The organism is Nocardia glycosmidis, assembly GCF_052545115.1.
On the sequence record NZ_JBQWRH010000006.1, the window covers coordinates 157497 to 180443 of the forward strand.

20 protein-coding genes are annotated in these 22947 nt (G+C 68.1%); 9 read left to right on the top strand and 11 right to left on the bottom strand.

Features of this window, described 5'->3' with window-relative positions; all coding sequences use genetic code 11:
* Positions 1–170 precede the first annotated feature (170 nt).
* Positions 171–1040, bottom strand: coding sequence for an Abi-alpha family protein (locus ACT86A_RS10085; RefSeq protein WP_445091767.1), 870 nt, complete (start codon positions 1038–1040; stop codon positions 171–173).
* 192 nt (positions 1041–1232) lie between these two features.
* On the opposite strand from ACT86A_RS10085, the gene ACT86A_RS10090 reads away from it, so the two are divergent.
* The 3 genes from ACT86A_RS10090 to ACT86A_RS10100 all read left to right on the top strand — a co-directional run bounded on the left by ACT86A_RS10090 (position 1233) and on the right by ACT86A_RS10100 (position 4694).
* The gene (locus ACT86A_RS10090) at positions 1233–2555 is read left to right on the top strand and encodes a DUF445 domain-containing protein (RefSeq protein ID WP_445091768.1); all 1323 of its coding nucleotides are present in this window, start codon (positions 1233–1235) and stop codon (positions 2553–2555) included.
* Positions 2546–3442: an Abi-alpha family protein gene (locus ACT86A_RS10095; protein WP_445091769.1), complete on the top strand. Its 897-nt coding sequence runs from the start codon at positions 2546–2548 to the stop codon at positions 3440–3442. Before ACT86A_RS10090 ends, ACT86A_RS10095 begins: the two co-directional genes overlap by 10 nt.
* A gap of 316 nt (positions 3443–3758) precedes the next feature.
* On the top strand, positions 3759–4694 hold the full coding sequence (locus tag ACT86A_RS10100) for a 4-(cytidine 5'-diphospho)-2-C-methyl-D-erythritol kinase (RefSeq protein ID WP_445091770.1): 936 nt from the start codon (positions 3759–3761) through the stop codon (positions 4692–4694).
* 30 nt (positions 4695–4724) lie between these two features.
* Here ACT86A_RS10100 and ACT86A_RS10105 read toward each other — a convergent pair whose 3' ends face one another.
* The gene (locus ACT86A_RS10105) at positions 4725–4952 is read right to left on the bottom strand and encodes a hypothetical protein (protein WP_445091771.1); all 228 of its coding nucleotides are present in this window, start codon (positions 4950–4952) and stop codon (positions 4725–4727) included.
* A 308-nt stretch (positions 4953–5260) separates the two neighbouring features.
* Between ACT86A_RS10105 and ACT86A_RS10110 the strand changes: the two genes are divergently transcribed.
* Together ACT86A_RS10110 and ACT86A_RS10115 are read left to right on the top strand one after the other, a co-directional pair.
* The gene (locus ACT86A_RS10110; RefSeq protein WP_445091772.1) at positions 5261–7072 is read left to right on the top strand and encodes an ABC-F family ATP-binding cassette domain-containing protein; all 1812 of its coding nucleotides are present in this window, start codon (positions 5261–5263) and stop codon (positions 7070–7072) included.
* A 406-nt stretch (positions 7073–7478) separates the two neighbouring features.
* Positions 7479–7685, top strand: coding sequence for a heavy-metal-associated domain-containing protein (locus tag ACT86A_RS10115; protein WP_445091773.1), 207 nt, complete (start codon positions 7479–7481; stop codon positions 7683–7685).
* A gap of 23 nt (positions 7686–7708) precedes the next feature.
* Here the strand turns inward: ACT86A_RS10115 and rsmA are convergent, their stop codons facing one another.
* The 3 genes from rsmA to ACT86A_RS10130 form a co-directional block, all read right to left on the bottom strand.
* On the bottom strand, positions 7709–8575 hold the full coding sequence (gene rsmA / locus ACT86A_RS10120; protein ID WP_445091884.1) for a 16S rRNA (adenine(1518)-N(6)/adenine(1519)-N(6))-dimethyltransferase RsmA: 867 nt from the start codon (positions 8573–8575) through the stop codon (positions 7709–7711).
* Between the two features lie 130 nt (positions 8576–8705).
* Positions 8706–9833 (bottom strand): resuscitation-promoting factor, encoded by a 1128-nt coding sequence (locus ACT86A_RS10125; protein ID WP_445091774.1) that lies wholly within the window; start codon positions 9831–9833, stop codon positions 8706–8708.
* Positions 9834–10031: 198 nt separating this feature from the next.
* A complete protein-coding gene (locus tag ACT86A_RS10130) occupies positions 10032–10859 on the bottom strand; it encodes a TatD family hydrolase (protein ID WP_445091775.1) in 828 nt (275 codons plus the stop codon).
* A gap of 71 nt (positions 10860–10930) precedes the next feature.
* Here ACT86A_RS10130 and metG point away from each other — a divergent pair, with 71 nt between their 5' ends.
* A complete protein-coding gene (gene metG / locus ACT86A_RS10135) occupies positions 10931–12517 on the top strand; it encodes a methionine--tRNA ligase (RefSeq protein WP_445091776.1) in 1587 nt (528 codons plus the stop codon).
* 215 nt (positions 12518–12732) lie between these two features.
* On the top strand, positions 12733–13401 hold the full coding sequence (locus ACT86A_RS10140) for a TetR/AcrR family transcriptional regulator (protein WP_445091777.1): 669 nt from the start codon (positions 12733–12735) through the stop codon (positions 13399–13401).
* A gap of 251 nt (positions 13402–13652) precedes the next feature.
* On the opposite strand, the gene rsmI is transcribed toward ACT86A_RS10140, so the two are convergent.
* Positions 13653–14495, bottom strand: coding sequence for a 16S rRNA (cytidine(1402)-2'-O)-methyltransferase (gene rsmI / locus ACT86A_RS10145; protein ID WP_445091778.1), 843 nt, complete (start codon positions 14493–14495; stop codon positions 13653–13655).
* Positions 14496–14733: 238 nt separating this feature from the next.
* On the opposite strand from rsmI, the gene ACT86A_RS10150 reads away from it, so the two are divergent.
* Positions 14734–16359, top strand: a complete 1626-nt coding sequence (locus tag ACT86A_RS10150) for a dolichyl-phosphate-mannose--protein mannosyltransferase (protein ID WP_445091779.1) — start codon at positions 14734–14736, stop codon at positions 16357–16359.
* Positions 16360–16388: 29 nt separating this feature from the next.
* Here the strand turns inward: ACT86A_RS10150 and ACT86A_RS10155 are convergent, their stop codons facing one another.
* Together ACT86A_RS10155 and arcA are read right to left on the bottom strand one after the other, a co-directional pair.
* Positions 16389–16748 (bottom strand): GntR family transcriptional regulator, encoded by a 360-nt coding sequence (locus ACT86A_RS10155; RefSeq protein WP_445091780.1) that lies wholly within the window; start codon positions 16746–16748, stop codon positions 16389–16391.
* A gap of 7 nt (positions 16749–16755) precedes the next feature.
* A complete protein-coding gene (gene arcA, locus ACT86A_RS10160; protein ID WP_445091781.1) occupies positions 16756–18045 on the bottom strand; it encodes an arginine deiminase in 1290 nt (429 codons plus the stop codon).
* 293 nt (positions 18046–18338) lie between these two features.
* Here arcA and soxR point away from each other — a divergent pair, with 293 nt between their 5' ends.
* A complete protein-coding gene (gene soxR / locus ACT86A_RS10165; RefSeq protein ID WP_445091782.1) occupies positions 18339–18824 on the top strand; it encodes a redox-sensitive transcriptional activator SoxR in 486 nt (161 codons plus the stop codon).
* A gap of 50 nt (positions 18825–18874) precedes the next feature.
* On the opposite strand, the gene ACT86A_RS10170 is transcribed toward soxR, so the two are convergent.
* The 3 genes from ACT86A_RS10170 to ACT86A_RS10180 all read right to left on the bottom strand — a co-directional run bounded on the left by ACT86A_RS10170 (position 18875) and on the right by ACT86A_RS10180 (position 22933).
* Positions 18875–19729 (bottom strand): SDR family oxidoreductase, encoded by an 855-nt coding sequence (locus ACT86A_RS10170; protein WP_445091783.1) that lies wholly within the window; start codon positions 19727–19729, stop codon positions 18875–18877.
* Between the two features lie 104 nt (positions 19730–19833).
* The gene (locus ACT86A_RS10175) at positions 19834–20961 is read right to left on the bottom strand and encodes a glycosyltransferase (protein ID WP_445091784.1); all 1128 of its coding nucleotides are present in this window, start codon (positions 20959–20961) and stop codon (positions 19834–19836) included.
* A 130-nt stretch (positions 20962–21091) separates the two neighbouring features.
* Positions 21092–22933 (bottom strand): putative bifunctional diguanylate cyclase/phosphodiesterase, encoded by a 1842-nt coding sequence (locus tag ACT86A_RS10180; RefSeq protein ID WP_445091885.1) that lies wholly within the window; start codon positions 22931–22933, stop codon positions 21092–21094.
* Positions 22934–22947: the final 14 nt, after the last annotated feature.

The following is a 22947-nucleotide window of genomic DNA, read 5'->3' on the forward strand; positions in this document are numbered from 1 at the left end:
TGCGCCGCGACGCCAACAGCTGGGTCGCCGCGTTCCTGCCCGCCGGTTCCCTGATCCATACCCTCAACAATCCCACCCCGAGTCGGGAATTGGGAGGGTTGTATCAGATTGCTATCACGGTTGGGGCAACATTCTCGCGAATATCACCGAACGCGTATCACCGGACGCGCTCAGCTTCCGATCGTGAAACAGGTACCGCAGAAATCCTCGCCGAACTCGGTGAGCCGAAGACTCTTGCGGACGATCTTCGGCGCCCGGCCCGCCTTCTTCAGCGCCGCCTCCACCACGGGCTGGACCTCCAGCACCATGTACCGGCTGAGCACCACCGGATCCTCGGAGGTCAGCGTGAGACCGAGACGGTTGAGATTGATCAGATACATCCGGGCCCGGTCCGGGTAGCGCACGCCCGCCTGCTCGGGCACCGAGGTGAGATCACCCTGCACGAGTTCCGAGCCGATGCCCAGGGGACGGTTGGTGCGCACGTCGACCAACGGTTGCGGGCCGTTGATCGCCATGAAGCGCAGAATGCGCGCCTCATCGGGGGCGAGTTCGTCGAGGATGCGGTCGTAGGCGGGGTGCACGTCCTCGGTGAAGTAGACATCGGCGGACATCGCCAGCAGCGAGTCACCGCGACGGCGCAGTTCCTCGGTGGTAGCCGAACGCAGCTGCGCGCCCGCGAGCGCCTGCTGCGCGCCGTTGGACGTCGGGACGTAGCTGACGACCTCCCGCACCGAGCCCTCGTTGACACCGAGAGCACTGCGGGCGATGGAGCGCAACGCGTTTCCGGTCCGCTCGGCGAGATCGGCCGAGGAGTCGCCGTCCAGCGCCGCCTGGGTGATCTCCTTGGTGACCTCGAAGGTGGTGCCCACAGCCCACTGGCTGCCGCGCACGACCGTACCCGCGGCAAGTCCTGCCGCGCGGAACACGCCACGGATCAGCCGCGCTTCGTTGCTGATCTGCCGCTGTTCGACATCCGAACTGCGCTCGACGGAGCGGTAACCGGCCCGGGTCACGTCCCGTCCGGTCCTGTCGTCTGTCACGTCTTCTCCGATATCGCCGGGTGAACGAATCCGCCCACAGAGTACTTCGGGTTGTGCCGCCGGTCATTCGCAGCGCGTCGACTCGGACCGGCGGACCGGCGCGCGGCGCGCAATAAGGTTTCCTTGTCGAACGAGTGCTAGCTTTGGGTGCCGGCGAGGCGGCGATCACCGGCGTATCCGCAGGAGGGTGTCGTGTTAGAGAGCGTATTCGGAATCCACCCCGCGATCCTGCTCGAGTTCGTGACGATACCGCTTTTCACCGGCATTATCGGCTACATCACAAACTGGACCGGTGTGCTCATGCTGTTCCAGCCGGTCGCCTTCCACGGCGTCCGAGTTCCTGGTTTGCGCGCCCTGTACCCATTCCTGCCCAAGCGTATTCAAGTTCTTCCGCTGCTCAGCTACGACGGCCGCCTCGGCTGGCAGGGCATCGTCCCCTCGCGCGCCGACAAGATGGCCAGCATCGCGGTCGACAAGGGTCTTGCCAAACTCGGCAGCGTCGCCGACTTCTACCGTGAGCTCGAACCGGACAAGCTGGCCGAACATCTCGCGAGCATCGCCGACCGGCAGATCGAGGATATCGTCGAGGAGATCGCGCGGCGCGAGCATCCACAACTCTGGTACAACCTGCCCACGCAGGTACGCGAGGTGGTGCACGAGCGGGTCCGCCAGCAGTTGCCCGATATCCTGCGCGAGCTCACCGAGGAGTTGGGTGCGAATATCGATCAGCTGCTCGACGTGAAGCAGATGGTGATCCGCTACTTCCAGGCCCGGCCGCATCTGCTCAATACCCTCTTCCAGGTGCTCGGCGCCAAGGAACTGCGTTTCATGCAGAACTTCGGTTTCTACTTCGGCGCGCCGATGGGCGCTGTACTGGTCGCCATCCTGCATCTGACCGGATGGTCTCCCCTGGTCGTGCTCCCGATCGGCGGCGTGGTCATCGGCTGGGTGGTCAACTGGATCGGCATCAATATGATCTTCGCGCCCGCATATCCGAAGTGGTGGTGCCCCTGGCGGCAGGGCCTGCTGATCAAACGCAAGTCCGAAATCTCCGACGGCTATGCGGAATTGGTTTCCAGCCAGGTGATCACGGTGGCGAATATCGGTGACGAGTTGCTCAACGGTCCGCGCTCGGACCGCACCATGCAGATGCTCGAGGACACGCTGCGTCCCGCTGCCGACCGCGCGCTGGGACTCGCACGTCCCGCGGTCAAGTTCGTGCTCGGCAGTCGCGAATACAACTCGCTGCAGGCGACGTTGACCACCGAGGCGATCGCCATCGCGCCGATCGCGTTCGCCGACCCCGAGTTCAACGTTCGCCAGGGCAGGCAGATCAACGAGTACATCGCCAAGCAGATGTCGGCGCTGTCGCCGCCGGACTTCGTCGACATGCTGCGCGCCGCGATCAAACAGGATGAATGGTTGCTTTTCGTCCACGGCGGTGTGCTCGGCCTGTTCGCCGGATACGCTCATATCCTGATCTTCGGAACGGGAGTGGCGACATCATGGCTGTAGCGGGTCAGGACGACGGCGGTCTCGAGCCTGTCGAGCACCGCGATGCGACGCAGGCGAATGCCGAACCATTGCGGGAGATCGCCCGGCGGCCCGCCTCGGACATCACTCTTGCCGACGAAGCAGCCGGACCGGTAACGGTTTCCGTGGCCACGGCGCGGGCTGCCACCGGCGTCGCCAGGGTCGCGTGGAGCGCCGTCACGAGCGTGACCGCCTGGGGTCTCGGCACCGCGGTCGGTGTCACCTCGACTGTGGTGCGGCGCAGCATCCAAGGCGTACCGGCCCGAGAAGTGTTCGCCGAGGCCGAATCCGAGGTCCGCGCGGCGATGCGCAGGGCGCTCGGCATCCCCGCAGTCGCCCAACCACCCACCGGGAAGGACGTCCCTACGCTGCGCGAGCAGGGAGCCGCGCTGCTGCGGTTGTCGGCCGGCGCCGCCCACGGCGAGGACGACAATCACCCGGCCTTCCCGGGCATGCTGGCCGAGCTCACCCCGGACGAGGCCCGCATCCTGCGCTTCCTGCATCTGGACGGGCCGCAGCCCTCGATCGACATCCGCACCGGACGGCCACGCGCGCTCGGCGCGGAACGTGTCGGCTCGATGCTCACGCTGATCGGCGAGCATGCCGGCCTGCGCTTCCCGAACCGGATTCGGCAGTACCTGACCAACCTGTGCCGACTCGGTTTGGTCGAGCACACGCTCGAGCCGGTCGGCAACCCGAACCGCTACCAGGTGCTGGAGGCGCAGTCAGCGGTGCGAGAGAAGCTGAAGCGGTCCGGATTCGGTACCAAGGTGATCTACCGCAGCCTCGCGCTCACCGACTTCGGCGCCGACTTCGTGCGCACCTGCCTACCGGTGGTCGTGGCGGACGGGCGCGCCGCCGGGGATTAGATCCACCACCCCGCATCGCCGGCTCGGCCACCCGCTCGAGTTCCGCACGGTCGGCGCCGCCGTTACCGTGCCGACGTAGCGGGCCCGCGCGCGTCCAGATGGTCCGGCAGGATGCCCGTTTCGATATCGCCCTGGACACGGGCGGCGAACCTCTCGGCGAGCACACGTGTGCCGAATCCGCCGTGACGCGCGATGGGTCACCGGACAGTGGATCGATGCCATCGGCGCAGGGCGCGGTGCCGATGCCCGGCACCGCTCGGTCCGGTGCGGGATTCGGACCGACTTCGTGCGGCTGCGCCCATTAGGCTTGAGCACTGTGCTGTCCGTTGTGCCGAGTCCCGTCACCGTGCGCGCGCCGTCGAAGGTGAACCTCCACCTAGGCGTCGGCGACCTGCGCGCCGACGGCTATCACGACCTGACCACGGTGTTCCAGGCGCTGTCGCTGAGCGACGATCTGCAGATCGCGCCCGCGGCTTCGCTGGCAGTTCGGGTCACCGGAGAGGGCGCCGCGGAGGTGCCGACCGATCGGACGAACCTGGTGTGGAAGGCCGCCGTACGGCTCGCACACCTCGGTGGCCGCGCTCCCCTGGTGGAAATCGCGATCAGCAAAGGCATTCCGGTGGCGGGCGGCATGGCGGGCGGCAGCGCGGATGCCGCCGCGGCGCTGGTCGGCCTGAACGAGCTGTGGGATCTGGGTCTGTCCAGGGACGAGCTCGCCGCGGTGGCCGCCGAACTCGGCAGCGACGTCCCCTTCGCGCTGCACGGCGGCACCGCGCTGGGTACCGGCCGCGGGGAACGCCTGCTTCCGGTGCTGTCGCGCAACACATTTCACTGGGTGCTCGCCTTCGCGAAGGGCGGTCTGTCCACCCCGGCCGTCTTCGCCGAACTCGACCGGCTGCGCGAGCACGGAAAACCCCCTCGCATCGGAGACCCGCAACGGCTGATGCAGGCGCTGGCGTCCGGCGACCCGCACCAGCTCGCTCCCCTGCTCGGCAACGATTTGCAGGCGGCGGCGCTGTCGCTGAAGCCGGAACTGCGCCGCACGCTGCGCGCCGGGGTGAGCGCGGGCGCGCTGGCCGGGCTGGTGTCCGGCTCCGGCCCCACCTGCGCGTTCGTCTGTGAGAGTGCGGAATCCGCGATATCGGTGGCGGCCGAACTCGCGGGCGCGGGCGTGTGCCGCAGCGTGCGGACCGCCAGCGGCCCGGCGCCCGGTGCGCGCGTCGTCAGCGGCGACACGTCCGGGAAGCACTGACATCGTCCGGCGCTGCCCGAGCACGGTCGGTCAGGAGACGACCTCGACCAGCCGATCAATTCGGTCGACATCGCGCCCGCAGCAGTAGAGCATCACCTCGTCGGCGCCAAGATCTTCGAATTGTGCTACGGCCATGCGGATTTCGCCCGCCGTGAGCAGCATTCCGGCAACCATGGACTCGGCGCGTCCGGTGAATCGGCGGTAGGCGCCCATCGCGCTGCCCGCCTCGTCGATGACATCCCGCGGACCGAGCGCCACGTTGACGTGGGCAGGCCGAGGCCGACGGGCATGGGGTCCGCTGAGGGAGCGCAATGGGAACGGTGCCGCCTGCCGGATACCCCGAGGCGGGGTGGGGCTCCCATTCCGGGGCTGTAGTTCTGGGGAGCGCCGGATCGGTTCCTTGGCACGAACGCACGGCACGAACGTTGTTCGTGCCGAGAGTGAATTTGAACGAACAACGTTCGTCCCGCAAGCGCCCGCTCGGCGGGCCGACAGCCCGTCCGCGCCCGGTCGGTACGCTGGCTCGGGGCGATCATCGGCCCGTCGCGCACGACACGGAAGGATCCATGTCCAACCTGATCAATCTCGAACAGGTCCACAAGAGCTTCGGGATCAAACCGTTGCTGGACAACGTGTCGCTCGGCGTGCACGCGGGCGAACGAATCGGGGTCGTCGGCCTCAACGGAGGCGGCAAGACCACTCTGCTCGAGGTGCTCACCGGCATCGAGGAACCCGATAGCGGCCGGGTCAGCAGGCTCGGCGGCTTGCGGCTGGCGGTGGTAACGCAGCGCGGCACGCTACCCGAGGGCGCGACCGTGGGATCGGTGGTCCTGGCCGGTCTCGCCGATGACGCGATGACCGATCAGGTCGCCGAACACGAATGGGCCGCCAACCCGCGCATCCGCTCGGTGATGGAAGGCATCGGCATCGCCGGTCTCGGCATGGACACCGTCGTCGACAACCTTTCCGGTGGCGAGCGGCGCCGAGTCGCGCTCGCCGCCGCTCTGGTGCGCGAGCTCGACCTGCTGGTACTGGACGAGCCGACCAACCACCTCGATGTGGAGGGCGTGCAGTGGCTGGCCGAGCACTTGCTCAGCCGCCGCAGCGCACTGGTCGTGGTGACCCACGACCGCTGGTTCCTCGACACCGTCGCCACCAACACCTGGGAGGTGGTCGGCGGCAAGGTCGAAAGCTACGAGGGCGGTTACGGCGACTGGATCTTCGCCCGCGCCGAGCGCGCCCGCCAAGCGGACGCGTCCGAGGCGCGGCGGCGCAACCTGGCCCGCAAGGAGCTGGCCTGGTTGCGGCGCGGCCCGCAGGCCCGCACCTCCAAGCCGCGCTACCGGGTCGAGGCCGCGGAAGCCTTGATCGCGGACGTGCCGCCGCCGCGCGACAGCGTCTCGCTGGCCGCGTTCGCGCGCAAGCGCCTCGGGCGCGTCGTCATCGAACTCGAGGACGCCACCCTCACGACCCCGGACGGCAGGGAATTGGTGCGCGATCTGACCTGGCGGCTGGCGCCGGGCGAACGCGTCGGGCTGGTGGGCGTCAACGGTTCGGGCAAGACGACGCTGCTGCGCGCGTTGGCCGCGGACACCGGCCCGAATGGCCCGATGCCGACCACGGGCAAGCGAATCCAGGGCCAGACCGTGCAGATCGGCTGGCTGCGCCAGGAACTCGACGACCTGCCGACCGACCTGCGCGTGCTGGAGGCGGTGCAGCAGGTCGCGCAGCGCATCATGCTCGGCGACAAGGAGATCTCGGCGGGGCAACTCGCCGAGCGGCTCGGCTTCACCCCCGCCCGCCAGCGCACGCCGGTCGGCGACCTGTCCGGCGGCGAGCGCCGCCGCCTGCAGCTGACCCGCATCCTGATGTCCGAGCCGAACGTGCTGCTGCTCGACGAGCCGACCAACGACCTGGACATCGACACCCTGCAACAGCTGGAGGATCTGCTCGACAACTGGGCGGGCACGCTGGTGGTGATCAGCCACGACCGCTACCTCATCGAGCGCATCTGCGACTCCACCTGGGCGCTGTTCGGCGACGGCAAGCTCACCAACCTGCCCGGCGGCATCGAGGAGTACCTGGCCAAGCGCGCGGCACCGGCCGCGGACCGAACCCGCGCCCCAGCGCCCGAGGCCAAGCCCGTCGACGCGCCGGCCACCGATTCCGCGGCCTACCGCGCGGCCCGCAAAGAGCTGACCCGTCTGGAACGCGCTATCGACAAACTGTCCGACCGCGAGCAGCGTCTGCACGCCGCCCTGGCCGACGCCGCCACCGAGCCGGACAAGCTGGTGACCCTCGGCACCGAACTCAAACAGGTACTCGTGGAAAAGGAGTCCGCCGAGGAACGCTGGCTGGAGCTGGCCGAGGGCGTGTAAGTCGCGGGACTACCGCTGCAACCGGCCATCGGCCGGGAGCAAACGACGGGAGCTGGAAACCCGCGACCTCGCCGACGGCGACCGCCCGGCCGGGCCGCGCGCCTCGGCAGCAATCCCGTTCCCGTCCAACGTTTCCCGGTTGGCAGCTGCGGCCGCGGTCAGCCGAAGCATCTCCCGCATCGACTTGCGCTCTACTGCCAAAGCGCATCGGAGACGAACGGGGTGCTCGGCCATCCCGCCAACACGCCACGGCCGCGCCCTGTCTCGGGCAACACTCGGCACACGCACGGCGCGCGAGGAGCAGCGGCCTCACACATCGTTTGCACGGTATACCCTTGGGGGGTATCGTACCAAGAGTCGGGGTACCCCCGGGATGTATGACCATCATGGAGCGAAGGAGTCGGACATGCCCACTACCACCTACCGCGTCACCGGGATGACCTGCGGGCACTGCGTCAGCTCCGTCAAGACCGAGATCGCCAAGATCGATGGTGTGACCAGCGTCGATGTCGATCTCGACAGCGGCGCGGTCCGGGTCGACAGCGCCGCGCCGATCGCTGCGGCCGATATCGTCGCCGCTGTCGACGAGGCAGGCTACGAAGTCGCCGTCTGAGGAGCCACTGTCGAAGCCGGGCGCTACGACTGGGCCGCGAGACGCACGAAGGCCGCGGTGTCGAGGGTCTCTCCGCGTGCTGTGGGCGAAATACCGGCGGCGAGCAGTCGGCGCTCGGCTTCGGCGGGCGAGCCCGCCCAGGTGGCGAGCGCGGCCCGGAGGGTCTTGCGGCGCTGCGCGAACGCGGCGTCGATGACATCGAAGACCCGGCGACGGTGCTGATCGTCCATCGGCCACGGCGGTTGGGCGAAACGCTCGATCCGGACCAGGCCCGACTCGACGCGCGGAACCGGCCAGAACACCTGGGTGCCGACCGCGCCCGCACGCCGGACCGTACCGAAGAAGCCGGCCTTCACACTGGGCACGCCATAGGTGCGATTGCCCGGGTCGGCGGCGAGCCGATCGGCGACCTCCGCCTGCACCATCACCAAAGCCACGGTGATGCTCGGCAATTCGGCGAGCAGATGCAGCAACACCGGCACCGCCACGTTGTACGGCAGGTTGGCCACCAGCGCGGTCGGCTCGGCGGGCAGATCCGCGGCGGTCACGCGCAATGCGTCCGCCTCGACCACCCGCAGTCGCGCCGCCAGGTCCGGCGCCCGATCCGCGACCGTGACCGGAAGATGCCGCGCGAGCGCCGCATCGATCTCGACGGCGACCACCGAATCCACCACATCCAGCAACGCGAGGGTCAGCGAACCGAGACCCGGTCCGACCTCGAGCACCACGTCCGCGCATCCCACGCCCGCGGCCGCGACGATCCGCCGCACCGTGTTCGCGTCGTGGACGAAGTTCTGCCCGAGTTGCTTGGTCGGCCGAATCCCGAACCGTTCGGCCAGCACGCGCACCTCGGCGGGACCGAGCAGCGCGGCACTTCCGCGAGCGGCCATCTCAGGTTCGGACACCTCCAGAATCTATCAACCGAACCGGTGCACGACGCGGCCTCTCCCGCTCACCACGAACTCGGCGCGCATAAGCAAGAGCAACGCGAAGCCACACCGACCGCTGGACAGCAAGGCGTCAGCCGATGCCGAGCCTGCCGGTACAGGCGGGCCAGGCACCCCACCCCTGCCGTTGCCGGGTGATCTCGGCGACGGCGATCTGCTCTTCCCTGGTCGCCAGATCGGCGCGCGGCGCATACCGCAAACCGCCCTGCCGCTCCCACGTGCTCTGGTCGAACTGCACGCCGCCGAAGTAGCCGTTGCCGGTGTTGATCGACCAGTTGCCGGTCGACTCACAGCGGGCCAGCGCGTCCCAGATCGCACCGTCGCGCACCGGTGGCACCTCGGTGCCGGGCTTGGCGCCCTTGCGGACGGTCTTCGGCTGTGCGGTCACCATCACCGTCGAACCGATCGCCCTGCGGTCGACTTCCTGACCGTTGACCATGGTGACCGCGAACGTGACGCTCTGGACGCCCGGTGCGCCGGCCGACTCCACCACGGTGCGGCTCATGTTCCAGGTCGGGTCTTCGATGACCTGCTCCGCCGGATCCAATGGCAGCGTCTCGGTGTGCTGCTCGATCCGCTTGCGCGTCACCGTGATTCGCAGACCATTGGTCAGCGGCGTCGACGCGGCGGGTTCGACGGAGTCCTGCTCGATCAGCGGGATGCCGGCCAGGCCGAGGAACTCGCCGACCGTGGGGGCGGCCAGACGCACGTCCACCGGCTTACCGATGCCATCGAGCAGCGAGACGGTGCGCGCCGTCGCGATCCGCAACGACGCGCCCAGCAGCGGCAATCGCTCCTCGCGCGCCGGCGAGACGTACACGTCCTTCGGGATCTTCAGCTGCTCGAGCGCCTCCCCGGCGGTGACGCCGGTGGTCCACACCTTCTGCGTCGACCCGTCGACCGACAGGTCGACTTCACGTGCCCGGTTGAGCGTGATGGTCCCGCCGTTGCCGATGTGCGCGGCCAGCGCGGGAGCCACCCTGTCCCGGTCGGTGACGACGAAGCCCGCGGCCTTCAAGACCCCGCGCACGTCGCGCGACATGGTGGTCTGGAAAAGCTGCTCGCCGTCCACGACGACGGTCACCGTCTTGCGGTTCACGATCGCCAGGCCCGCACCGACGATCAGGGTCAGCAGCAGCGTCGCCACCGCGAAGTACAGCAGCGGGGACCGCGTCTGATTGATCCGCGTAAAGGCTGACATGATCACAGCACGATAACGAGCCCACCATCACCCGGCAACCGCAAGCTCTGGAACAGCGGCTTTTCAATATCACAATCAGATATCGACATTGCAGGTAATTCACAAAACGAAATACTAAACGTGAGATAGGACACAAATTTGAAATCGCGAGCCGGGCAGCCGGATATACGGTCGGCCGGGCTCCCGGTTCTGCACGCCTCAGATTCCGTAGACGCGACGCGCGTTGGCGGTGGTGATTTTCGCCAATTCCGCGGGATCCTGCCCGCGTAACGCGGCCAGCGCTCGCACCGTGTACGGCAGGCAATACGGTTCGTTGGGCGCGCCACGGAACGGATGCGGGGTCAGATACGGCGCGTCCGTCTCGACCAGGATCTGCTCGTCGGGCACGACTGCGGCCGCCTCGCGCAGCTCATGCGCGTTCTTGAAACTCACCGTCCCGGAAAAACTCAGGATGTATCCCTCGGCGACGCAGGACAGCGCCATATTCGTGTCCGAGGAAAAGCAGTGGAAGATCACGGTGTCCGGCGCGCCCTCGTCCAGCAACACCGTCAGCAGGTCGTGGTCGGCCTCGCGATTGTGGATCATCAGCGGCTTGCCGACCCGTTTGGCCAGGTCGATATGCCAGCGGAAACCCTCGACCTGGGTCTCGATATCGGCGCAGCCGTCCAGCTTGCCCGGCCAGTAATAGTCCAGGCCGGTCTCGCCGACCGCGACCACGCGCGGGTCCGCCGCCAGGCGCTCCAACTCGGCCTTCGCCTCGTCATCGAGGGTGTTCGCCCTGGTCGGATGCAGTGCGACGGCGGCGAACACGCGATCGTCCCAGTGCGCGGCGCGGACCGCCCACCGCGCGGCGGCCAGGTCGTCGGCCACGGTGACCACCTGACCGACACCGACCGACGCGGCCCGGTCCACGATCGCCGCGGTGGAAGTCGCGTCGGACGCGCCGCAGGCGTCCAGATGGGTGTGCGCGTCCACGATCGGCGCGAGCGGCTGCGGCAGCTCCGGCGCGGGACGGGCGGCGCTCATCGCCGCCCCTCGCCGCGCAGCGCGGGCGCGACGACCCCACGATCGACGGGGACATTCACGCGAGCGAAGAAATGCACGCGCATTACAGTAGACACACCATGAGCGAAGCTGACCGCCCCGCCTTCTACATCACCACGGCCATCGCCTATCCGAACGGCGCGCCGCACATCGGACACGCGTACGAGTACATCTCGGCCGACGCCATCGCGCGGTTCAAACGGCTCGACGGATACGACGTGTTCTTCATGACCGGCACCGACGAACACGGCCAGAAGATGCAGCAGGCCGCGGCCGCCGAGGGCATCCCGGTGGAGGAGCTCGCCGCGCGCAACTCCGACGTGTTCGAGGCGCTGGACAAGACGCTGGAGATCTCCTTCGACCGGTTCATCCGCACCACCGATGCCGACCACCAGGTGGCCAGCGTCGCGATCTGGGAGCGGATGCTCGCCAACGGCGACATCTACCTGGGCAATTACTCGGGCTGGTACTCGGTGCGCGATGAGGCGTTCTACACCGACGAGGAGACCACGGTGCTGGCCGACGGCACACGCGTCTCCACCGAGTCCAATACCCCGGTCACCTGGACCGAGGAGTCGAACTACTTCTTCCGGCTCTCGGCCTATCAGGACAAGCTGCTCGCACTGTATGACGAGCATCCGGAATTCATCGCGCCGGTAACCCGTCGCAACGAGATCGTCAGCTACGTCAAGGCGGGCCTGAAAGATCTGTCCATCTCGCGCACCACCTTCGACTGGGGCGTGCCGGTACCCGGCCACCCGGATCACGTCATGTACGTGTGGGTGGACGCGCTGACCAACTACATCACCGGCGTCGGCTTCCCGGACACCGACGCCGCCGCGTTCGGCAAGTTCTGGCCCGCCGACGTGCACATCATCGGCAAGGACATCACCCGGTTCCACACGGTGTACTGGCCCGCGTTCCTGATGTCGGCCGGCGTGGAGCTGCCCAGCCGCGTGTTCGTGCACGGGTTCCTTTACAACAAGGGCGAGAAGATGTCCAAGTCGGTCGGCAATGTGGTCGACCCGCTCGAGTTGGTCGAGAACTACGGCGTGGACGCGGTGCGCTTCTTCCTGCTGCGTGAGATCTCCTACGGTCAGGACGGCAGCTACAGCCACGAGGCGATCGTCGGCCGGATCAACAGCGACCTGGCCAACGAGTTCGGCAACCTGGTGCAACGCAGCACCAAGCTGGTCGCGCGCGACTGCGGCGCAGTGGTGCCGACGCCCGGCGAGTTCACCGCGGACGATCGCGCCCTGCTCGGTCTGGCCGGCGGCCTGCTGGAGCGTTGCCGCGCCGAATTCGACGCGCAGCAGATGCATCTCGCACTGGAGGCGATCTGGCTGACACTCGGCGAGACGAACAAGTACTTCTCCGCGCAGGCGCCATGGGCGCTGGCGAAATCCGGTACGCCGCAGGACCTCGCCCGCGAGGCGACGGTGCTGTACGTGACACTGGAGGTGCTGCGGATCGTGGCGATCCTGGTGCAGCCGGTGATGCCGGGTTCAGCGGGACGCATCCTCGATCAACTGGGCCAGCAGAACCGGTCCTTCGCCGACATCGCTACCCCGATCGAACCCGGGCTGGCGCTGCCCGCACCGGAACCGGTATTCCCCAAGTACCTCGAGCCGAAGGCTTGAGGCGACCGTGGTGCGCGCCGCAACATCAAGGCGCGCAACCACTTTCGTGCTGACCGTCGGCGGCCCGCGCACTCCTGGATCCACCTGCCTTCCCGCAGTGGAATACGTTGTCGGATAATGAAACACCGGTTCGCGGCCGTGCAGCGGCCCGGACCGTGTGCGATCGGTACGTCGATGTCGGCGTTCGGATCGGTTCCGGCACAGAGAGGGCAGTCATGCGCCACCAGCATGCGACGACATCCGTTCAACGGTCCGGTTTCGCCGAGCGTCATCGCGCCGCGCGCGAAGCCGTGCTCACGTCGCAGCGCGGCAGACTGGTCGAAGCCATGGTGGGGTGTGTGGACAGCAAGGGCTATCCAGCGACGACACTCACCGATCTCGTTGCCCGAGCACGGGTTTCACGCACCACCTTCTACGACCATTTCGCCAACAAAGAGGAGTGCTTCGTCGAGGCGGTGCACACGGGTGTCGACATCGTGGCGTCGCGGATCGCGGAGGAACTCGCGCAGTTGCCGCCGGACTCCGATGCGTACGCGAAAATCGAATCCATCGTCGTCACGTTCTGCCGGACCATCGCCACCGAGCCGGATTTCGCGCGACTGGTGCTGGTGGAGTCGTTCCGCGTGAACCAAGCGGCTGTCGGCTACCGCGACCTGGCCGTCGATCGCTTCGCCCAGCTGTATCGACTGTTCTACGACGAGGCGCGCGCAGCGGACCCGATGCTGCCGGAGGTCTCCGACGAGCTGATCGCCCTGATCCCGGACGCGATCGGCGAACGGACCCGTCGCGTCATCGTCGCCGACGGACCCGCCCGGGTACCCGACCTGGCGCCGCTGTTCGTCCGGTTCGTCATGACGACGCTGGGTCTACCCGTTCCGGCCTGACCCCCACCCTCCTTTCCAGCGATCCGCCGTCGAAGCGGCCGCAGGTGATACGGGCGACGCGCGGGGATGCTTCGGCCCGACCGCATCCGACCACGCAGGTCGTGCGGCCGCGCCAGCCACGACGGGGCGCGTCTTCTTTGCGGGTGCCGAAGCGATCCATCAGCGCTGCGGTATCGGCTTTGGGGCGGCCATTCCCGGGAACCAGCGGTGACCGGGAGCCCTGGTGCGTCTGCATCAGTCGTGCCGGACGTTTACGAACCGCGTCGAGCCGTGAGGACCGCGTCGTAGAGCTCCCGGCGGGAAACGGCGTGCGCGGCGGCGATGTCGGCGCAGGCATCCTTGAGACGGATGCCGGTGGCGGTGAGGCTTTCGACCGCGTCGACCAGGTCGGTGGGATCGGCGGAAGGCGGCGCAGCGCCCGCCAGGACCACGGTGATCTCGCCGCGCGCGCCCTCGACCGCCCAGGCGGCGACCTCGGTGAGGGTGCCGCGGACCACTTCCTCATAGGTCTTGGTCAGCTCCCGGCACACGGCCACGCGGCGATCCGGTCCGAGAATCTCGACCGCGTCGGCCAGGCAGTCGGCGAGCCGGTGCGGCGCTTCGAAGAAGACGCAGGCACGCGGCTCGGCGGCCAAGGTGCGCAACCATTCCCGGCGCTGACCGGATTTGCGCGGTGCGAACCCGTCGAAGCAGAACCGCTCCACCGGCAAGGCCGACAGGGCCAGTGCCGTGGTCACCGCGGACGGACCGGGCAGACAGGTCACGGGCAGTTCGCGCTCGACGCAGGCGGCGACCATCCGATAGCCGGGGTCACTGACCGACGGCATGCCGGCGTCGGTTACCAGCAGCACCGTGCGCCCGGCGACGATCTCGTCGAGCAGCATCGGGATTCGCGCCGTCTCCACGTGGTCGTAGAAGCTGACCACCCGGCCGGTGATCTCGACATCGAGCGCTTTGGCCAGCGACCTGGTGCGGCGGGTGTCTTCGGCGGCGACGATATCGGCCGTAGCCAGAGCCTCGCGCAGGCGCTGGGAGGCGTCGCCGATATCGCCCATCGGTGTCGCCGCGAGGACCAGCCTGCCCGCCGTCGCCACGTCTGCCCCGCCTCTCCGGGCCGCAAAGCCGCACAAGTCGACGACGCAGGATTCGCGTTCAGGCCCTGCGTCGGGTATCGCTCGAGGTCCCGGGTGCCCGGCGAGCTACCCATGCTCTCACGAAACCCAGCTGGTTGCGTATTCCGGCACCCGACGCAAGACCTGCACATAACTCTCGAGCCACCCGACTGGCACGGCCTGAATACTCGCAGAGGCGGCACCGCATACGATCGGGGGCGTGACCCAGGTGACCGACCAGCGCGCGACCGCACGGTTCGGGGCGGCGCCCTCCTGGTCGAGTCCGGCGCCGCTGCGTCCGGCGCCCGACTTCGGGCCGAACGACCGGCTGCGGGGGTGGCTGGTGACGGCTTTCCTTACCGCGATCGCCGCGGTGACGCGGTTCACGATGCTCAACTATCCGACCGACGCGGGCACCCCGGTATTCGACGAGAAGCACTACGCCCCGCAAGCCTGGCAGATGCTCACTGGCGGCTGGGTGGAGGACGACCCGGGCTACGGGCTGGTCGTGCACCCGCCGGTCGGCAAGCAGTTCATCGCGATCGGCGAGGCGATGTTCGGCTACACCGGCTGGGGCTGGCGCTTCAGCGCCGCGGTCGCCGGAACCGTGCTGGTGCTGCTGGTGATCCGGATCGTGCGCCGGATGACGCGCTCCACCCTGATCGGCGCGATCGCGGGCATCCTGCTGATCGCCGACGGGCTCACCTTCGTCTCCTCACGCATCGGCATGCTCGACATCTTCATGGCGTTGTTCGTGACCGCCGCCTTCGGCTGTCTCATCGTCGACCGCGACGAGGTCCGCGCCCGGATCGCCAAAGCCGACGCCGAGCGCCGCATCGGTCTGACGGCCTGGGGGCCACGCCTCGGCGTGCGCTGGTGGCGCTTCGGCGCGGGCGTACTGCTCGGTCTGGCCTGCGGCACCAAATGGTCCGGCATCTATTTCATCGCGGCCTTCGGTCTGCTCAGCGTCTACTTCGATCTCTCGGCCCGGCGGGCCTACCGGGTCCGGCGGCCCTGGCTCGGCGTCGCGGTACGCGATATCGGCCCAGCGCTGTACGCGCTGGTCCTGGTGCCGCTCGGGGTCTATCTGGCCAGCTACTGGGCCTGGTTCGCCAGTGAGACCGGGGTGTACCGGTACATGCCCGGCAACCCGTCGGCTCCGAAGGACCCGATCGGTACCGGCGGATTCTGGTCGCAGGTGGTGCCGGGTGCCGTGCGTTCACTGTGGTATTTCAACGCGAGATCGCTGGAGTTCCACACCGAGCTGACCAACTCGGCGGGCAACCACCACCCGTGGGAGTCCAAGCCCTGGACCTGGCCGATGGGTCTGCGCCCGATGCTGTACTACTACGCCGACGGCACCGTAACCGGCTGTGGTGAAACCCAATGCGTGAAGGCCGTGATGCTGATCGGGACGCCCGCCATCTGGTGGATCGCGCTTCCGGCGCTGGCCTGGATGCTATGGCGCAGCATGGTCCGCCGCGACTGGCGCCATGGCGCGGTGCTGGTCGGTTACGGCGCGGGACTGCTGCCCTGGTTCGCCACGCTCGATCGGCAAATGTATTACTTCTACGCCGTCCCGATGGCTCCGTTCCTCGTGATGGGGGTCGCGCTGGTGCTCGGCGACATCCTCGGCCCGGCGCAACCGAGCCCGATACCGCGCAGCGCCGCCGGAACCTACCTGTCCGCACCGCCGAGCGAGCGGCGCAGTCTCGGCCTGCTGGCGGTGTGCCTGTACCTCGGGCTCGTGATCGCCAACTTCATCTGGCTCTGGCCGATCCTGACCGCGCTGCCGATCACACCGGGCAACTGGCACGACCACCTCTGGCTGCCCAGCTGGCAGTAGTCGTGCCGTGTGCTCGATCGCGTGATTGCTCAGCCTTCCAGGGCCGCACGCACGTATCGCAGGGCTGCGTCGTCGTCCAAACCCAATCTGCGCACCGTCGCGACGTACTCGGTGGCGGCCCGCCCCGCTATGTCCTGCGTCGGGTCGCCCGATGAGGCGATGAACGACCCTTGCCGGCCCCGGGTCTCGACTACGCCGTCGGCCTCCAGTTCGCGGTAGGCACGCGCCACCGTGTTCGGGGCGAGACCGAGCTGGGCGGCCAGCGCTCGGACGGTCGGGATCTTCGTTCCGGCGGTCAGCTCGCCCGATCGCACCTGGGCGACGATGCCGAGGCGCAGCTGTTCATAAGGTGGCACCGCCGACTCGTGCGACACAGTGAAGGTGAACATGGCTTACTCACACGTGGTCTCGCGACAGCGGACAGGATAGGCAGCGGGGTCCGCCTCGGCCGGAACCCAATTCGGAACCGGGGATGCGCAGCACCTCGATGCCCGCGTCCTCCAGTCTGGCGTTGGTCATCTCGTTGCGCTCGTACGCCACCACCACGCCGGGAGCGAGAGCGAGGGTGTTGTTCCCGTCGTCCCATTGCTCGCGTTCGGCAGTGACACCGTCCAGCCCGGTGTCGATCACCCGCAGCTTGCCGATGCCCATCGCGTCGGCGGCCGCGGGCAGGAACGGGTCGGGCCCGCGCATGGTGACCCGGCCGCCCCCATTCCGCCCGCCGTAGTCGTCGTCTTTGTGAATCGTGAACGCGCACAGTGAGTCCCGCACCGCCGGGTACATCACCACGGCGTCGGCGTCGACCATGGTGCACACCGTGTCCAGGTGCATGGTCGCGCGGGTCTGCGCGATCGGCACCACCAGCACGGTGTGGGCGAGGTTGTCGTCGAACAGACTGCGGGCCAGCGCTTCCGCTCCCGCGGGAGAGGTGCGCTCCCCGACGCCCACCGCGACGACGCCCTCGGACAGCAACAGCACATCACCGCCCTCGATCGGAGCAGTGTGCGATTCGTAGGCGCGCCGCACCCCCAGGAAGCGGGGGTGGAAGGCGTAGATGAGATCGGTCAGCGAGGTCTCGCGATGCCGGGCGGGCAGGGCGAGCGAGGTGATCGCGACGCGCGGACCGACCCAGAACGAGGAATCCCTGGTGAACAGCAGATTCGGCAATGGATCGATGACGAAGTCCGCGCCGTGGTGCATGCGGCGGACCAGCGAGGTGGCGTCCGGTCCGAACGGCAATTCGTCGAACGTCATCCCCGCCATCAGGACCTCGGCCAGTTCCCTGGCCGGGACCCCGCGCAGGAAGGCCGCCAGCTCGTCGGCCAGCGCGTGCCCGAGCCTGCGCGCGTCGACCGCGGCCGAGATGCCCTGGATGCGGGCGGCGCCGCTGACCTCGAGCGTCTCGGCGAGCAGGTCCGACAGCAACAACACCTCGGTGCCGCGTTCGCGCAGGACGCCGGCGAAGGTGTCGTGCTCCTGCTGCGCGCGTTCCACCCAGGGAATGCCGTCGAACAGCAACTGATCGTTGTTGCGCGGCGTCAACCTGCGCAGCTCGTTGCCGGGCCGATGCAGCAGCACCGTACGCAACGAGCCGACTTCGGAGGTCACCGCCAGGCGCACATCGTCCTGCCCGGCCCCGTGCGGGTCCAGGCCTTCCCGTCGCGCGGACACAGCATCTGCTCCCATGATCAGACCGTAGTTCGCCGCGGCCCGGAGGGCACGGCATTCGGTACCGCGGCTCCGGAATTCAGGCCGTACAAGCCGTACCGCCTCCCCGGGAATTCAGGCCGTACAAGTCAGGTGACGCGTGATGTGCGTTCAGGTCCTACGTCGGATCTCACGCGAGTTCTGGGCGTTCCCGATGAGTTACCCATGTACGTGCGAGATCAGCCGTTGCGTGTGCCGATCAGCCGTGCTGCCGAATCCGCTCCCAGCTCGCACAACCTGAAGTATTGTTGAGGTGATTGGGAGGAGCGTGCATGTCGACAGCCGATTGGCGGGCGAAAGAGCTGACCCCCGGCCAGCTCTCCGAGCGTAGTGGAGTAGCGGTTTCCGCACTGCACTTCTACGAACGCGAAGGGCTGATCAGCAGCAGACGCACCAGCGGGAACCAACGGAGATACACTCGCGAGACGCTGCGCCGGGTTGCCTTCATCCGCATCTCCCAGCGGGTCGGCATACCGCTGAGCGAAATCCGGGCGGCCCTCGACGAGCTGCCCGAGAGCCGCACACCCACCCGGCGCGACTGGGAGACCCTCTCGACCGTGTGGCGTGCCGACCTCGACGACCGGATCACCCAGCTGACCCGACTGCGCGACAACCTCACCGGTTGCATCGGCTGCGGCTGCCTGTCATTGGGCAGCTGCCGCCTGGTCAACGAGCACGACCGGCTCGGCTCCGAGGGCCCCGGCGCCCGCGTGCTCGACGTGCAGCTCAACTGCCCGTCGAAACCGACAACCTGCTGAACCACACCGGTTGCCGCCGATGCTCCCGAATCCGGTGCGCGATATCCGCCTCAGCTGTGTGTTGTCGCGAGCAGTCTGCTGAACCGCGCGCTGCTGCGGCGCATGACGAATTCGTAGGGGAAAGCGAATTTCCGTGCCCACCAATAGCCGAAGCGAATGTCGAACGAGCTGTAGACCAGGAATCTGTTGTGCTCGATCCCGCGCAGAATCGCCGACGCCACCTGCTCCGGCGCCACCGCATGCTGGGTGAAGGCCGTGGTGAGCCGCTCGATCTTCGGGTCCGCACGGTCCACGCCGACGATCTCGACGCTGCGCACCAGCGGCGTATCGACGGCGCCCGGGACCACCAGATGCACCGTGATACCGTGCTGCGCCAGATCGAAGCGCAGCACTTCCGACACACCGCGGATGCCGAACTTGGCCGCGCTGTATGCCGCGTGCCAGGGCAGCGCGAGCAGGCCTGCTGCCGACGACACGTTCACCAGCGCACCGCCTTTGCCCGCGCGCACCATCCGCGGCACGAAGCTCTCGATGACGTGGATCGGGCCCATCAAGTTGACTTCGACCATGCGCCGCCAGTGCTTGTGCTCCAGGTTCTCCACGGTCCCCCATACCGACGTGCCCGCGACGTTCATGACCACGTCCAGGCTGTCCAGCTCGGTATGCACGCGCTCGGCGAAGCGGCGCACCGCCTCGTAGTCGGTGATGTCCAGCGCCTCGGCCACCGCGACGCGGCCCCCAGCGGCTCGGATGTCGGCCACTGTCGTGTCCAGGCCAACGGCATCGATGTCGGTGAGCACCAATTCGGCGGCGGCCGCGGCGGCGGCCAGTGCGGTGGCCCGGCCGATCCCGCTCGCCGCGCCCGTCACCAGAACCTTCGCATCGCGCAGTGTCTTACGACCCATTCGCCCGCGACCTCTACTCAGCACTGCGCATCCCATCTCGAATCGCTGAATCGGTTCTCCGAAGGGTAGTCCAGCGGAGGGTGGCATCCCGGGACGCCGTGCGGCTAGCGGCCGAGCACCGCGAGCATGCCGGCCACAGCTTGCGGCCAGGTGAACTGCTCGGCGCGGCTGCGCGCGGCCCGGCGCCGTCCGGCCTGCGGCATGGCCAGCACGTCGGTGACCGCCCGCGCGAACGCGGACGGATCGTCGGCGGCGACCGCACCGCAGTCGGCGGTGACGATATCGGCCAGCGCCGAGGACCGGCTCGCCACCACCGGCGTGCCCGCCGCGAGTGCCTCCAGCGCGGCCAGCCCGAACGTCTCGTGTGGCCCCGGTGCCAGCGAGACATCCGCGGTGGCAAGCAGTTTCGCGACCATCGCCCGGTCGGAGATGAAGCCGGTGAAATGGACGGCGGGCACCCCGCCCGGCAACGTGGGCAGCGCCCGCGCCCGCCGCTGCAACGCGTCCCGCCGCGGGCCGTCCCCCGCGACCACCAACCTGGCCTCGATACCCGCCTCACGCAACGCACCGACCGCCTCGATGCTGCGATCCACTCGCTTCTCCACCGACAACCGGCCGCAGTGCACCAGCAGCGGATGACCGGGCACGCCGAGGTCCGCGCGCAGCCTGCGGTCGCGCCGCCGCGGGCTGAACAAGTCCAGATCCACCCCTAACGGGACCAGCTCCACATTCGAAGCGCCGATTCGCAGGAATTCCTCCCGGGCGAATCGGGTGGTGCACACAACGATGTCGTACTCGCCGGCGGTGTGCCGGTTGGCCACGTCGGCGCCGCGCCGAGCCAGCGGTCCGGGCAGTACCTGGCCGAGCAGCCGGTCGAGCCGCTCGTGCGAGATCATCACGCTGGCCACGTCGCGCCGCCGCGCCCAGCGGCCGAATCCGCGCAGCGTCAGCCGATCCGACACCTCCAGCACGTCGGGGCGCAAACCGGCCAGCACGTCGGCCACCCGGCGCGGGTCCGCGGCCCGGTATCCGCCGGTCCATGGAATGGCCAAGGCGGGCAGTGTGATCCGCACGACGCCGGTGGGCAGGATCTCCTCCGACCGTCGCGGACCCGGCACGATCAGCACCACCTCGTGCCCGGCGGTGGCATACCCGTCGCCCAGATGGTGCAGCGCGGTGCGCAGCCCGCCCGAACGCGGGCCGTAGAAGTTCGCCAGCTGAACTATGCGCACGTCGCCGATCGTGCAGCGGATCGGGTTCCCTGCGCCGAATGACGCGTGAACAGCCGTAAAAGAACAGGAGAACCAGCAGATTCGACCCGAACTATCACCGCCTACCGCGGCCCCGCTCTCGACCCCGGGCTCAGTGCGCGGGCAGCTCTCGACCGGCTCGGGGCAGATCGAGGTCGAGCGGAATCCGGCCGACCGCGAGATGGGATTCGACCTGTTCGGCGGGCATCGGTCGGGCGATCAGAAAACCCTGTGCGCGATAGCACCCGAGGCCGACCAGCGTACGTGCGGCCACTGCCGTCTCGACGCCCTCGCCGACGACGCCCAGGCCGAACGAACCGGCCAGACCGATGATGGACTTCACAATGGCCAGATCGTCGGTGCTGGCGCCGAGGCGCTGGACGAAGCCGCGATCGATTTTCACCGCGTCCACCGGCAGCGCTTTGAGATGCGACAGCGAGCTGTACCCGGTGCCGAAATCGTCGATGGCGATCTGCACACCCATCCGCTTCAGCCCCCGTAACGTGACCTGAGTCCGGGCCAGATCCTGGACCACGACGTGCTCGGTGATCTCGAGACACACCGAGCTTCCGTCGATGCCGAAAAGCCGCAGGACGTCTTCGATGCGCTCGACGAAATCGAGGCTGACCAGTTGCACCGGCGAGACATTGATCCGCATCACGATATTCCCCGCGATGCCGCGGCGGCGCCACTCGGCGAGCTGCGCACAGGCCGACCGGATCACCCAGCGCCCCAGCTCCCCCGCCAAGTTGGTGGCTTCGGCGACGGTGACGAACGCGCCCGGCGGCAATAACCCCCTGGTCGGATGCAACCAGCGCACCAGCGCCTCCAGCGCGACGATGCGGCCGGTGCGCAGGTCGACCTCGGGCTGATAGTGCAGCAGCAGCGAACCGTCCGACACCGCGCCGCGCAAATTGAGCTCCACATCGTCCTGGAGCTCGAATTGAGCGCGCATGGCGTCGGTGAAGACCGCGACTCCGTTACCACCGCCCGACTTCGCCGAAAGCAGCGCATGATCGGCGCGACGCAGCAGATCGGCGACAGTGGTTTCACCGGGAAGGCCGAGCGCGACTCCGACGCTGGCTCCCCGGCTGACGGACTCGCCACCGACAGTGACCCGCCGGGCGATCAACTGCTGGATGCGGTTGGCCTCGCACTCCGCCGCCGCGGCGTCCATCGGTTTGGCCGGAACGATCACGAATTCGTCGCCGCCGAGTCTGGCGATCATATCCGCCGGGTCCAGGTTCTCCTGCAACCGCGTCGACAGCGTGCGAATGAAGTTGTCCCCTGCGGTGTGACCGAGAAAATCGTTGAGCGCTTTCAACCGATCCAGGTCGAGAAAAAACGCGGCCACCAGCCCGGGACTGCCCGCGCGTAGTCTTTCTTCCATATGTTCGAGCAGCGCACGCCGATTGGCCAAACCGGTCAAATCGTCGTGCAGCGCGATATACCGGAGCCGCTCTTCCGCGACCACCCGCGCCTGCAATTGCGCGAAGAGCGCCGCGATGGCCTTCAGCACGTTCAGTTCACGATTGCTCCATTCGCGATCACCCGCTTTGACGAACCCGAGCGCGCCCGTCGGCTCGCCCCGGGACAGCAGCGGCACCGCGGCCGAGGTGACCCCCGCGATGCCGGAGGCCCGGCGGACGGTCTCCTGGTAATCCGCGAATTGCGGGGTCGGACGTACGACCATGGGCTCGGTCGCGTTTTCCAGCGCTCGGAATACGGGGTCGGCGCTCTCGAAGTAGATCACGCCGAGCGGGTCCGGGTCCGGCACGCTCTGCCGGCGCGGCCACTCCGCGACGAGCACGGTTGCTCGGCGTTCGCGGTCGGTGTGTCGCACATAACTGAAGTCCACGTCGAAATACTCGACCAATTGTGCGAGGACACGCTCGGTCGCGGCCACCATCGTCGTGGCGTCGACACCCATGAGCTCAGAGGCGACCTGAGTCACCAATGAGTCGAGCG